10 protein-coding genes are annotated in these 12,702 nt (G+C 55.5%); 7 read left to right on the top strand and 3 right to left on the bottom strand.

The features are described 5' to 3' along the window. Positions 1-217 precede the first annotated feature (217 nt). The 6 genes from menF (at position 218) to menE (ending at position 7,426) form a co-directional block, all read left to right on the top strand. Positions 218-1,498: an isochorismate synthase MenF gene (gene menF / locus NHG65_RS18060; protein WP_207978846.1), complete on the top strand. Its 1,281-nt coding sequence runs from the start codon at positions 218-220 to the stop codon at positions 1,496-1,498. Between the two features lie 262 nt (positions 1,499-1,760). Further along, complete coding sequence (gene menD, locus NHG65_RS18055) at positions 1,761-3,434, top strand: 2-succinyl-5-enolpyruvyl-6-hydroxy-3-cyclohexene-1-carboxylic-acid synthase (RefSeq protein ID WP_499182510.1); 1,674 nt, start codon at positions 1,761-1,763, stop codon at positions 3,432-3,434. Next, positions 3,431-4,201 carry a 2-succinyl-6-hydroxy-2,4-cyclohexadiene-1-carboxylate synthase gene (gene menH, locus NHG65_RS18050; protein ID WP_499182509.1) on the top strand — a complete coding sequence of 257 codons (771 nt, stop codon included), beginning with the start codon at positions 3,431-3,433 and terminating at the stop codon, positions 4,199-4,201. The genes menD and menH overlap by 4 nt, the downstream gene beginning before the upstream one ends. 11 nt (positions 4,202-4,212) lie before the next feature. Beyond that, positions 4,213-5,070, top strand: a complete 858-nt coding sequence (menB, locus tag NHG65_RS18045; protein ID WP_085117730.1) for a 1,4-dihydroxy-2-naphthoyl-CoA synthase — start codon at positions 4,213-4,215, stop codon at positions 5,068-5,070. Then, positions 5,070-6,053 (top strand): o-succinylbenzoate synthase, encoded by a 984-nt coding sequence (gene menC, locus NHG65_RS18040; RefSeq protein WP_499182508.1) that lies wholly within the window; start codon positions 5,070-5,072, stop codon positions 6,051-6,053. The genes menB and menC overlap by 1 nt, the downstream gene beginning before the upstream one ends. Next, positions 6,041-7,426 (top strand): o-succinylbenzoate--CoA ligase, encoded by a 1,386-nt coding sequence (gene menE, locus NHG65_RS18035; protein WP_499182507.1) that lies wholly within the window; start codon positions 6,041-6,043, stop codon positions 7,424-7,426. The genes menC and menE overlap by 13 nt, the downstream gene beginning before the upstream one ends. Positions 7,427-7,524: 98 nt before the next feature. Here the strand turns inward: menE and NHG65_RS18030 are convergent, their stop codons facing one another. The 3 genes from NHG65_RS18030 to katA all read right to left on the bottom strand — a co-directional run bounded on the left by NHG65_RS18030 (position 7,525) and on the right by katA (position 11,812). Then, positions 7,525-8,742, bottom strand: coding sequence for an MFS transporter (locus tag NHG65_RS18030; RefSeq protein ID WP_499182506.1), 1,218 nt, complete (start codon positions 8,740-8,742; stop codon positions 7,525-7,527). A gap of 3 nt (positions 8,743-8,745) precedes the next feature. Further along, positions 8,746-9,732, bottom strand: coding sequence for an iron-containing redox enzyme family protein (locus NHG65_RS18025; protein WP_112348863.1), 987 nt, complete (start codon positions 9,730-9,732; stop codon positions 8,746-8,748). A 643-nt stretch (positions 9,733-10,375) separates the two neighbouring features. Next, positions 10,376-11,812 carry a catalase KatA gene (gene katA / locus NHG65_RS18020; protein WP_099061585.1) on the bottom strand — a complete coding sequence of 479 codons (1,437 nt, stop codon included), beginning with the start codon at positions 11,810-11,812 and terminating at the stop codon, positions 10,376-10,378. Positions 11,813-12,140: 328 nt separating this feature from the next. Here katA and NHG65_RS18015 point away from each other — a divergent pair, with 328 nt between their 5' ends. Continuing rightward, positions 12,141-12,683, top strand: coding sequence for a YfaZ family outer membrane protein (locus tag NHG65_RS18015; protein WP_099061584.1), 543 nt, complete (start codon positions 12,141-12,143; stop codon positions 12,681-12,683). Positions 12,684-12,702 lie beyond the last annotated feature (19 nt).

The following is a 12,702-nucleotide window of genomic DNA, read 5'->3' as shown; positions in this document are numbered from 1 at the left end:
TTTAGCGCCGGGCAGATTTGGCGTGGGTTCGCAGCAGGCAGGAACATGCCTTCTCAGTATAGCTGCATAATGGCATGTTGGCCGTTTTTTGAACTAATTGTTTAATTTTAATAAACAATTAAAGGCCGCTGACGTTGATCCCCAACGCTATTTTTCCGCCGTCCTGCCTTGATTTGCCGTATAATTCCTTACATTAAGCTTGGTTATTGAGGTGGTCGTGGAACAACTTTCGGGATTGCTGAGGCGGTTACGCCAGCAGCTTGAACAACCTTTTTCAGCTGTGGGTGGTTTCCGGCAGCTTTCACTTCCCGTACCGGCACCGTTAGCCGACCATTTGCTGGAGTGGCTGGCGGCGCAAGCGGCATTCCCGCAATTTTATTGGCGTCATCGCGATGGGCATGAGGAGGCGGCAGTCTGCGGCGCAGTGTGTCAGTTTAGCCAGCCACGGCAGGCACAGGCATTTCTCAGGGAGCATGAGGGAGCGCGGGTATGGGGGCTGAATGCTTTTGACGGTGTGGCCCATTTATTTTTGCCACGGCTGGAAATTCTGAGCCGTGACGGTGAAACACAATTAACTCTGAATCTGTTTTCTGCCAGCTCGCTGCGTGAAGATGCGGCGTTAGCCGGCCACGGGCTGGAGCAGCTCTCGTTGGCAAGGCCCATCACGCCATTAAAGGCGCAGGTGACCCAGGTGCAGCATCAACCGGATTTTGCCGGGTGGGAAATCATGCTGCACGACGCACTGCAAGCGATAGGTCGGCAACGGATGGAGAAGGTGGTGTTAGCGCGCAGTACGTTACTGACGCTGGATTGCCCGCTGTCTGCACCGGCGATGATGGACGCCAGCCGCCGGGTGAACCACCGCTGCTACCACTTTATGCTGCGCTTTGATGCAGATTGCGCCTTTCTCGGCTCCAGTCCGGAAAGGCTGTATCTGCGCAACGGTCGCCATCTGCAGACGGAGGCGCTGGCGGGCACCGTGGCCAATCACCCCGATCGACAGCAGGCTCAGACGCTGGCGCAGTGGTTATTGCAGGATGGCAAAAACCAGCATGAGAATCTGCTGGTGGTGGATGACATCTGCCAACGTCTGCAAGGGGGAGCCGATGCGGTGGATGTGTTGCCGCCGGAGGTGGTGCGCTTGCGTAAGGTGCAGCATCTGCGGCGTCGCATTGAAGGCCGGCTCAACCAGGGTGACGATGCCGATTGCCTGCAGCGCTTGCAGCCCACGGCGGCGGTTGCCGGGCTCCCACGCCAGGCGGCCCGCGAGTTTATCCTGCAACACGAACCTTTCGACCGTGGCTGGTACGCCGGATCTGCCGGTTACCTGTCTTCTTCCCGCAGTGAGTTTTGTGTGTCCCTGCGCTGCGCGCAGCTCGATGACCAGGGATTGTGGCTGTATGCCGGTGCGGGCATCGTGGCCGGCTCTGACGCCGCCGCAGAGTGGCAGGAAATTGAAAACAAGGCCGCCGGGTTGCTGAGCTTGCTGCAACCCTAAGCCTGGCCTGAATTTCCCTGCTGTTGTTCTGGATTCATTGAGAGAATGGCGCGGTGAGTGTAAACTGTTTGTGATTTTTATGTTTATTTTTTGTTCAAAATCAATTGATTGTCTATCATAAAGTCACCGGGATATACGGCGTTTTTGCGCTGGCGCAAAAGTCGTAAAGATAACTACTCATATAATGCAGAACATCATTTTTGGCACACCGCCGATTGGCGGGGCCAGCGGACGATTCTGTTAACCGACTTGTGAGCGAATTATGTCGACAAGTGTTTTTAATCGCCGGTGGGCGGCGTTGCTGTTGGAAGCGCTGGCCCGCCATGGAGTGCGACATGTCTGTATCGCTCCGGGGTCACGCTCTACACCGTTGACGCTGGCGGCGGCGGCTAACAAGTCTTTTATCTGCCATACCCATTTTGATGAACGCGGGCTGGGCCATTTGGCGCTTGGCCTGGCGAAGGCGTCGCGGGAGCCGGTGGCGGTGATCGTCACTTCCGGTACTGCGGCAGCCAACCTTTACCCTTCCCTGATCGAAGCCGGGCTGACCGGTGAACGGCTGGTGTTTCTCACCGCCGATCGGCCACCTGAACTGATCAACTGCGGCGCCAACCAGGCGATCCGCCAAAATGGTCTGTATGCCAGCCACCCGGCGCTGAGTATTGACCTGCCGCGCCCGACGACCGACATTCCTGCCCGTTGGCTGGTGTCCACCGTCGACAGCGCGATGGCACGCCTGCAGCACGGCGCTTTGCACATTAATTGCCCGTTTGCCGAACCGCTGTACGGCGGTGATGAGCAACAGTATGCCGACTGGTCGGCGACGCTCGGCGACTGGTGGCAAGGCAGCCAGCCCTGGCTGCGGGAAATGGATCCCCACCAGGTGCTCAAGCAGCCGGACTGGTTCTTCTGGCGGCAAAAGCGTGGCGTGGTAGTGGCGGGGCGCATGAGCGCGGAAGAGGGCGAGCAACTGGCCCAATGGGCCGAACTGCTCGGTTGGCTGCTGATTGGCGACGTGCTGTCTCAGACTGGGCAGCCGCTGCCCTGCGCCGATTTATGGCTGGCTCAGCCGCAGGCGCAAAAGCTGCTGGATGATGCGCAGTTGGTGGTGCAGTTCGGCAGCAGCCTGACTGGCAAACGCCTGTTGCAGTGGCAGGAGCAGTGTCGTCCGCAAGAGTATTGGCTGATCGACGATTTACCGGGGCGGCTCGATCCGGCGCAGCATCGTGGACGTCGCATTCGTGCCAGCGTGGCGCAGTGGCTTGAACTGCACCCGGCGCAGCGGCGTTCTCCCTGGGCCGATGAGTTGACTCGGTTGGCGGACAACGCGCTGGATACCGTCGCCGGCCATTTGGTTAACCGCTTTGGTGAGGCACAGTTAGCCCACCGACTGCCGGAGTTACTGCCGGTAAACGGCCAACTGTTCCTCGGCAATAGCCTGATCGTGCGGCTGATCGATGCGCTGACCCGCTTGCCGGCCGGTTACCCGGTATTCAGCAATCGCGGGGCCAGCGGTATCGACGGCCTGATCTCCACGGCGGCTGGCGTACAGCGGGCAACCGCCAAACCGACGCTGGCAGTAGTGGGGGATCTCTCTGCGTTGTATGACCTGAACGCGCTGGCGCTGCTGCGCCAATGTTCTGCGCCGACGGTGCTGATCGTGGTGAATAACAACGGCGGCCAGATTTTCTCACTGTTGCCGACGCCGGAAGAAGATCGGCAGCGGTTTTACTGCATGCCGCAGGACGTAGAATTCAGCCATGCGGCGGCGATGTTCCAGCTGGCTTACGCCTGCCCGGAAAACTGGGGGCAACTGCTGCAGGCGGTGGAACAGGGCTGGCGCCATAGCGGTGCCACGCTGATTGAGCTGCAGGTGCCGCCGAGTGATGGTGCGCAGACGCTGCAGCATCTGGTGCAACAGATGGCGGAGCAATGATGCTGGCAACCAAAGTATTGCAACAGGGCGAGGCCGATCGCCCATGGCTGATCTGGCTGCACGGCCTGTTGGGCAATAATAATGAATGGCGAGTGATCGCTTCACGCTGTCCGGAATGGCCGTCGCTGGCGATCGACTTGCCCGGCCACGGGGATTCCGTTGCGGTAGTCTGCACCAGCTTTGACGATATCAGCGCGCAGATCAGCGCCACTCTGCAAATGCACGGCATCGAACGCTATTGGCTGGTGGGCTATTCGCTGGGCGGACGTATCGCCATGTATCACGCCTGCCACGGTGAAACCCGTGGCTTGCAGGGTGTCATTATTGAAGGGGGGAACCCAGGGCTGGCCGATGTCGCGCAGCGCGAGCAGCGGTTGGCGCATGATGCCGCCTGGGCCGAACGTTTTCGCCGTGAGCCACTCGCCGAGGTGCTGGCAGACTGGTATCAACAGCCGGTGTTCGCCAATCTCAGTGCGGTGCACCGTGAGGCGCTGATCGACGCCCGCTCTGACAATGCCGGCGCGGCCGTGGCAGACATGCTGGAAGCCACTTCGCTGGGCAGACAGCCCGCTCTGGCGCCACTGCTGCAACAACTGCCGGTCCCGCTGGTGGTGCTGTGTGGTGGTGACGATCACAAATTTCAACAGCTGGCGCGCGATGCCGGGCTGCCGTTACGCATCGTGCCGCAGGCCGGGCATAACTCGCACCTGGCCAATCCGCAAGATTTCGCCGCCGAGCTGCGCACTTTTCTCGTTAACCCTGGTTAAAGGAACAGAACATGCTCTATCCGAATGAAGAACAACTGTACGCCGCCATCGACTGGCAGGATTGCTCCGGTGATTTCGAAGATATCCTGTATCACAAGTCCAGCGACGGCATTGCCAAAATCACCATCAACCGTCCGCAGGTGCGCAATGCGTTCCGGCCGCATACGGTAAAAGAGATGATCGAAGCGTTGTCCAATGCCCGTTATGACGACGGGATCGGCACCATTATCCTTACCGGTGCCGGCGACAAGGCATTTTGCTCCGGTGGCGATCAGAAAGTACGCGGCGACTACGGCGGCTATCAGGACGACAGCGGTGTACATCATCTGAACGTGCTCGACTTCCAGCGTCAAATCCGCACCTGCCCGAAACCGATTGTGGCGATGGTCGCCGGCTATTCGATCGGCGGTGGCCACGTGTTGCATATGATGTGTGACCTGACCATTGCGGCGGACAACGCCATTTTCGGCCAGACCGGCCCGAAAGTCGGTTCTTTCGACGGCGGTTGGGGCGCTTCTTACATGGCGCGTATCGTCGGCCAGAAGAAAGCCCGCGAGATCTGGTTCCTGTGCCGTCAATATGACGCAGCCGCAGCACTGGACATGGGCCTGGTCAATACCGTGGTGCCACTGGCGGAGCTGGAAAAAGAAACCGTGCGCTGGTGCCGTGAAATGCTGCAGAACAGCCCGATGGCGCTGCGCTGCCTGAAAGCGGCCCTGAACGCCGACTGCGACGGTCAGGCCGGTCTGCAGGAATTGGCGGGTAACGCCACCATGCTGTTCTACATGACTGACGAAGGCCAGGAAGGGCGCAACGCGTTTAACGAAAAGCGCCAGCCTGACTTCAGCAAATTCAAGCGTAATCCGTAATGAACACGGCTAGACGTAACGCGGCCGTTTACCGTTACAGCCTGCTGATGGACGCTGGCGTAGTGCTGCGCAACCAGCGGCTGAAAACCCGCGATGGCTTGCTGATCCATCTGCAGCAGGGTGAACAGGAGGGCTGGGGTGAGATCGCGCCACTGCCGGAGTTCAGTCAGGAAACGCTGGCGCAGGCCGAACAGGCCGCACTGAGCTGGCTACAAAGCTGGCAAGGCGGGGCATTACCGGCAGAAAGCCCGTTAGCTTCGGTGGCGTTCGGCATCAGCTGTGCATTGGCCGAGCTGGAGCAGCGGCTGCCGCTGCAGGCCGATTACCGCAAGGCGCCGCTGTGTACCGGTGACCCCGATGAGCTGTTCGAAGTATTGACCGCCTTGCCGGGGGAAAAGGTCGCCAAGGTGAAGGTCGGGCTGTATGAAGCGGTGCGCGACGGCATGATCGTCAACGTGCTGTTGGAAGCACTGCCGGATCTCCGACTGCGGCTGGACGCCAACCGCAGCTGGACGCGGGCCAAGGCCGATGGTTTCGCTAAATACGTCAACCCGGCGCTGCGTGACCGCATTGCTTTCCTTGAAGAACCTTGTAAAACCCGTGATGAATCGCGGGATTTCGCTCAGGCGACCGGCATTGCCATTGCCTGGGACGAAAGCGTGCGCGAGGCCGATTTTGTGGTGCAGGCGGAACCGGGCGTGGCAGCGATAGTGATTAAGCCGACGTTGGTCGGTAGCCTGACCCGTTGTCGCGCGTTGGTGGAGCAGGCCCATGCGGTGGGGTTGACGGCGGTGATCAGTTCCAGCATTGAATCCAGCCTGGGGCTGACGCAGTTGGCGCGCATCGCGCACTGGCTGACACCGGCCACCGTGCCTGGACTCGACACGTTGGATCTGATGCAGGCACAACTGCTGCGGCGCTGGCCGGACAGCAAGCTGCCGCTACTGGATCAGCAAGCGCTGGAGTGTTTATGGCGCAGTTAAATGACTGGCCATGGCGATATTGGGCGCAACGGCGTCCGCAGGCGACGGCACTGATTGTCGGTCATCAGCCGGTGAGCTGGCTGGTGTTACGGCGTCAGGTGGATAAGCTGGCGGCGGATTTTCAGTACCAGGGGGTCGAGCTCGGTTGCGGCGTTGCGCTGTGTGGCAAGAACAGTTATCCGCTGTTGTTGGCCTATCTGGCGCTGTTGCAGTGTGGTGCACGACTGCTGCCGCTGAATCCGGCGCTGCCTGCTACCCTGCTGGCGACGCTGTTGCCCGAGCTGGATATCGATTTTGCCTTCAGCCCAGACGCGTTGCCGACCTTGCCGGCCAGCGTTATCCGCTTAAATCCTCCTTCTACCGAACCCCGTTGGCTGAATCCGCCGCGCTGGGATCCCCAACGGTTGGCCACGCTGACCCTGACCTCCGGCTCCAGCGGCAGACCGAAAGCGGCCGCACACAGTTTTGCCGGGCATCTCGCCAGCGCCGAAGGCGTGTTGCAGCTGATGGAGTTTCAACCTCGGGATCGTTGGCTGCTGTCGTTACCCTTGTTTCACGTGTCCGGGCAGGGCATTGTCTGGCGCTGGCTGAAGGCGGGTGCCACGCTGGTGGTGCGCGATATGCACCCGCTGGCGGATGCTTTGGCGGGCTGTACCCATGCCTCGCTGGTGCCGACTCAGCTTTGGCGTCTGCTGGCGCAACCGCTGGCAGGGCTGACGCTGAAAAAAGTGCTGCTGGGGGGCGCGATGATCCCGGTTGCGCTGACCGAACAGGCGGAGGCCGCGGGTATCCGCTGCTGGTGCGGTTATGGGCTGACCGAACTGGCTTCCACTGTGTGTGCCAAGCGCGCCGATGCACGGCCGGGTGTCGGCCTGCCGTTGGCCGGTCGGGAAATTAAGCTGGTGGATGAAGAAGTGTGGATCCGTGCGCAGAGTCTGGCGTTGGGATACTGGCGGCAGGGTGCGTTGCAGCCGCTCGTTGATCCGCAAGGCTGGTTCCATACCCGCGATCGCGGCGTTTTGGAGCAGGGTGAGCTGCGGATTATCGGTCGGCTGGACAACCTGTTTTTCAGCGGTGGAGAAGGCATTCAGCCGGAGGATATTGAGCGTGTGTTGGCAGCTCATCCGCAGATTTTACAAGTGGTAGTGGTTCCGGTGAACGATGCCGAGTTTGGTCAACGCCCGGTGGCGGTTATCGACAGTGAGCAGCCTCTTTCGCTGGAAGAACTGCTGGCCTGGTCGCAAGATCGGCTGGTGAACTTCCAGCGACCAATGGCGCTGTTGCCGATGCCAAATGCGTTGAAAGCCGGCGGTATCAAGATCTCGCGCCGTCAGTTGCAGCAATGGGTGGCGGAGCAGATCTCCATCGAATAGGCAGCATGGATCGAAACGTTATTTTCTGGCAGTGAGATAAAAAGGGAAAGCGGGGCCGACTGTTTCTGGCACCGCTTTTTTTCGGCCAAAACCGTCGCTCAGCGGTCGTGTTGCGCAGCGCTTTCCATCGGTGTGCAGGGTTCTGTCGCCGGATTTTTCGTCAGGACAATCAGCAACAGCACCATCGAATTCAGGGCAATCACGATCTTCCAGGCCAACCAGAAATCCAGTCGGTCGGCTATCAGGCTCAATCCCAGACTTAACACCGTGGACAGGCAAATGAACAGCACTTCGTTGAAGGCGAGGATGCGTGCCAGTTCTTTGCTTTCTGCCTGGGTCATGATCAGTGTGTTTCTTCTCACCCGAATATGGGAATGACAGAAGGCGATCACAAAAAGACAGATATAAACGGCGGGGAGACTTTTGAAAAACAAGGGTAAAAGCAGTCCGATAATAAAACCGCTGCCGAAAATAACATACACGGATTTTAAGGTTGGCACCCAAGATTGTGTATTTAGCATACTGCCTATAATGGCACCCAGCCCATAGGGGACGACGAGAATAGCATATGCGCTGACGGGGGCCCCTATATGAGTAAATAGAGCCGGATATAATGCGTTCAAGAACACGACGCAAATGTAGGGGAATAATGAGAGCAGTTCAATAATTCGTTTTTTGTCACCGAGGAAAAATACATAGCCATTATGGTACATCGTCAGTTTTTTAGGTTCTGGTGTTGTTGACGCATCCACCTCATTGATAATGTCTCGGGGGATATAGCGGTTGATAACTAATGAAAGAGAGAAACAGATCAGGGCAATCAAACAAACGTTTTGAATGGATTTATCCTGCAAGATCAAAAATGCAATTCCGCCGGAAAGAAAAGTTATCCCTTGCCTGACCATTTCCAACAACCTGTTGGCGTGGTACAGCTTATGTTCAGGCAAGACCTTTTTCATGTAGGTGGAACGGATCACTTGGTCAGATGCACGTATCAGCGTAAACACCGCTGTGGATAACAAAATGACGATAAATGAAAGTAATGAGTCGTGCGTGGCTGGATTTATTATCAAAAAAACCAGCGCATTGAAGGCCCCCGCGACGTAAATAATATTGAGCATTTTTTTACATGTTGTTTTGTCTGTCAGGTGACCGATGTAGGGCAGGGCAAAAAAGGTGATGATATACCCTGACGACAGAACGACAGAAACCAGCAAGCTGGAATTGAACGTGCTCTCTATAAACCAGGCAATGGCAGTGAAGAATACTGCCATCGAAACGCCGGATGTGAATGCGGAGAGCAGAATGGGAAACATATCTTATATACCAAAGTAGTCGACTCGTTGACGAGGGATGTAGTTGCCTTCTTTTGAATAATACTCTTCTATTTCAAGACACTGAAGATCAATGGCATGTTTTATGTCATGTATGGCATTCAAAATGAAAGAGGTTTTTTCCAGGTCCCCGAGGCTAACCAGATGGCTATGTTCGTCGAGCAGGCGTGAATGGCCCAATTCGTAGTCGATTTGTGAATGTTGGAAGAATGGCTCAAGGGTACCTGGTTCAAGGTCATAGTGCTGCGTGATGTCCTCAATGGCTTTTGTGACTTCTGCCTGGTCAAAGTCATGAGACTCGATGACCTTGGCAATAAGGAATACGGTACTGGGGTGGGTTCTGAACAACGCGCTTATCATGCTGATTAAATTAAGCGTTGAGACCAAAGGAACCGAGCTTTCCACTTCGGCCTGTTTCATTCCCAGTTTCAGTAATGTCGACAATATAAAAGATTCATGCCCTGTTTCTTGCTGTTTGTATTCTGTTAAAACCATTTTTAGCTCGGGATTGTCTGTGTTATCAATCGCAGCGTTAATGATGGATGGGAAGGCCTTTATATAATGGTAAGTTTCCATGAAAAAACCGATAAGGACGTTTCGGTTGGTGTCGCCATACAGAAATTTATTAAATAAATGCGTTTCTTCGACCTGCTCCGCCCACATCTCACAGGCTTGGATAGCTTTGCCAAGAAAATCTTCATTAGCCGATTTTGTCTCGTTCCTAACCATGCCTATTTCGTTAAGAGAAGCGACCATCTCCTCGATACGCTGAATGGGGATATCTGTTTTACTTGAAATTTCAGCTACGGTGTTATGACCGGTGCAATAGCTGCGTATTTTATAAAAATCCCGGGCATCTTCCTTTTCCACTTCGTAAAGCCCTGCGGTAAAACGCAGATAGTATTCGTCATCTTCATTAGTGGTCCACAGGTTGTGAACGAATTTCGGAGAAGTCTGGTAGTTTTTATCCATGGCATTTTCCTTTTATTCTGAAGGCAGGGCCGGTGCTTATGACTGGCCCTGCTTATTATGATCACCGGTTAGCCGCAGGTTGCGCCGCCCAGCTTCTTCGTGGATTTTTTGCTGATTTTTTTCAGTTTCATCACATTGATCCTTTTGTAGGGTTGGTATGCCTGACATCAGGCACCAGCATATTTCTCAGAAGTCAGTCGGAAGGGCAAAGGGAATGTGTTTTTTTGTACGAATCATTAGATGTTTATCACAATTCAACTAACGAGGTTACTTTTCGTACTTTTTAGCCTTGCGTAATTGCATGCCGATATCTATGCGCAGAGAGGTGGGAAGAACAATGAATCCCGCACCATACCTGGGTTTTTCCGCTGTTCTCAAGTGTTTATGGTGTTTGGTTTGGCCAGGTGCTCGTTTTCGGCGCAGGGTAGATGGTTATAAAATACATTCAGAATGGTAATGGATGTCATTTGATGTAAAAGGTTTCAAAATCGGACGCCGAGTCTGATTTCAACGCCTTTATTTTCCGGTAAAAAAAGCACCGACGAGATAATCAATCGGTGCTTTATACCTATAGCGGCTTTCCCATTCAGCGAGCTTGCGTGCATGGTATTAGCCGCAGGGGCAGTTTGTCTTCAGGACAGGTTTATTTCAGACCCAAAGCCTTGGCCACGCCGGCACCGTAATTCGGGTGCACTTTGCTAAACAGATCAACCTGACGGCGCTGAATTTGTTCCGGCACCTGCGACAGCTCACCGGCGATGCGGGTGAACATGCGCTGATGCTCTTCGGCACTCAACAGGTTGAACAGCGCGCGTGGCTGGCTGTAGTAATCATCGTCTTCACGGTGATTCCAGTGGTCGGCTGCGCCTTCGATGCTCAACGGCGGTTCGCTAAAGTCCGGTTGCTCCTGGAACAGACCGAAGCTGTTCGGCTCGTAGGTTGCTCCGTTGCCGCTGTTGCCATCCACGCGCATTGCACCGTCACGGTGATAGTTGTGGAATGGGCATTTTGGACTGTTAACCGGGATTTGATGGTGGTTTACGCCCAGACGGTAACGCTGTGCATCTCCGTAAGAGAACAGGCGCCCCTGCAGCATTTTATCCGGAGAGAAACTGACGCCAGGGACCACGTTGGCTGGGTTCACCGCCATCTGTTCAACTTCGGAGAAGTAGTTTTCCGGGTTGCGATGCAGTTCGAAGAAACCCACGTCGATCAATGGGTAATCACCGTGTGGCCATACCTTGGTCAGGTCGAACGGGTTGTATGGAGTTTGGGAGGCTTCGTGTTCTGGCATAATCTGGATTTGCAGTTTCCAACGCGGGAAATCACCCCGTTCGATGGCCTCATACAGATCGCGCTGTGAGCTTTCACGATCCTTGGCGATGATCGCTTCCGCTTCATCGTCCATCAGGTTCTCAATGCCCTGCTCGCAACGGAAGTGGAATTTCACCCAGAAGCGCTCGTTGTTGGCGTTGATAAAGCTGAAGGTATGGCTACCGAAGCCGTGCATATGACGGTAGGATTTCGGAATGCCACGGTCGCTGAAGTCAATGGTCAACTGGTGCAGGCTTTCCGGTGACAGCGAGAAGAAATCCCACTTGTAGGTTGGATTACGCAGATTGGTGCGTGGATCGCGTTTGACCACGTGGTTAAGATCCGGGAATTTCAGTGGATCGCGCAGATAGAATACCGGTGTATCGTTACCTACCAGATCCCAGTTGCCTTCCTCGGTGTAAAACTTCATGGCGAAGCCACGAATGTCACGCTCGGCATCTGCGGCACCACGCTCACCGGCGACGGTGGAGAAGCGGATGAACATGTCAGTTTGCTTGCCGATTTCAGAAAAGATTTTTGCGCGGGTGTACTGGCTAATATCGTGAGTCACGGTGAAAGTGCCGTAGGCGCCGGAGCCTTTGGCGTGCATACGGCGCTCGGGGATCACTTCACGATCGAAATGGGCCAGTTTTTCCAGGAACCACACGTCCTGTAACAGCATCGGGCCGCGTTTGCCTGCGGTGATCACGTTATTATTATCGACAACCGGGGCGCCGGCTGCGGTAGTCAGTCCTTTCTTGCTCATCACTTGCTCCTTAAACTTAGTGCAATCGAGTGAAAACTCGGGCGAATTAAGCGTTCATCATCATAATTCAGCAGGGAATGGTTACCCTGACTTGGGTCAATGCCACTACTAGTTGTAGCCCTATTGAACGCTCGCGGCAAATAGGTCTGAGTTATCGTTGCCATTGCCTCGGGGGAGATGCGCTTTGCTTGCAAAACTTTACATTTGTTTGATTAATTAAGGATTTATCCCTTAAGGACTGGTTGTGCTTTGGTATAGACTTGTGACGGTATTATTACGGGTTAACTCATATCATTCGCAATGGATGAAGCAGCAAGAGGGATAGATGATGAAAAAGACTTTGGTGGCCTGCGCAGCAAGCATGCTGTTCGTGACCGGTGCGGCGAGCGCTCTCAGCCTGTCGGGTGAAGCCGGGCAGCACTACACCAACCTTGGCTTTGGCCAAGACACCGGGACCACCGGGTTGGGGCTAACTGGCAACTGGGCGCGTAGCGATCATAACGGCAACGTTGGCAGTCTCGGGTTGAATTTTGGCCTGCCGCTTGGGCCGCTGACCGCCACTGTGGGCGGCAAGGCACTGTATCTGAGTCCGAAAGACGGCGATAACGGTGGCGCATTGGCATTGGGCGGCGGCCTGGACTGGGCTATCAGCCGTTACTTCAGCCTGCATGGCGAAGGCTATTTTGCTCCGGATTCACTGACCAGCGGTGTGAAGGCGTATAACGAAGCCAGCGGCGGCCTGCGCTGGAATATATTCCGTCCGCTCAGCGTAGATGTAGGTTATCGCTACATTAAGATGGAAGGGAAAGACGGGCATCGTGACAACACCCTGGCCGATGGCCCCTATGTGGGTGTCGGTCTGAGCTTCTGATACCAACAACAAAGGGGCC

The sequence above is a fragment of the Serratia myotis genome (assembly GCF_027474885.1).
GTDB classification, from domain to species: Bacteria; Pseudomonadota; Gammaproteobacteria; order Enterobacterales; family Enterobacteriaceae; genus Serratia; species Serratia proteamaculans.
The sequence above is the reverse complement of the archived record's forward strand: the minus strand, read 5'-3'. Positions and strand labels throughout refer to the sequence as shown.

Excerpts from the sequence above, each read along its gene's own strand:
- menD (WP_499182510.1), top strand. The coding sequence starts at position 1,761 with ATGTCGACAAGTGTTTTTAATCGCCGGTGGGCGGCGTTGCTGTTGGAA.
- menH (WP_499182509.1), top strand. The coding sequence starts at position 3,431 with ATGATGCTGGCAACCAAAGTATTGCAACAGGGCGAGGCCGATCGCCCA.
- menB (WP_085117730.1), top strand. The coding sequence starts at position 4,213 with ATGCTCTATCCGAATGAAGAACAACTGTACGCCGCCATCGACTGGCAG.
- menC (WP_499182508.1), top strand. The coding sequence starts at position 5,070 with ATGAACACGGCTAGACGTAACGCGGCCGTTTACCGTTACAGCCTGCTG.
- menE (WP_499182507.1), top strand. The coding sequence starts at position 6,041 with ATGGCGCAGTTAAATGACTGGCCATGGCGATATTGGGCGCAACGGCGT.
- NHG65_RS18030 (WP_499182506.1), bottom strand. The coding sequence starts at position 8,742 with ATGTTTCCCATTCTGCTCTCCGCATTCACATCCGGCGTTTCGATGGCA.
- NHG65_RS18025 (WP_112348863.1), bottom strand. The coding sequence starts at position 9,732 with ATGGATAAAAACTACCAGACTTCTCCGAAATTCGTTCACAACCTGTGG.
- katA (WP_099061585.1), bottom strand. The coding sequence starts at position 11,812 with ATGAGCAAGAAAGGACTGACTACCGCAGCCGGCGCCCCGGTTGTCGAT.
- NHG65_RS18015 (WP_099061584.1), top strand. The coding sequence starts at position 12,141 with ATGAAAAAGACTTTGGTGGCCTGCGCAGCAAGCATGCTGTTCGTGACC.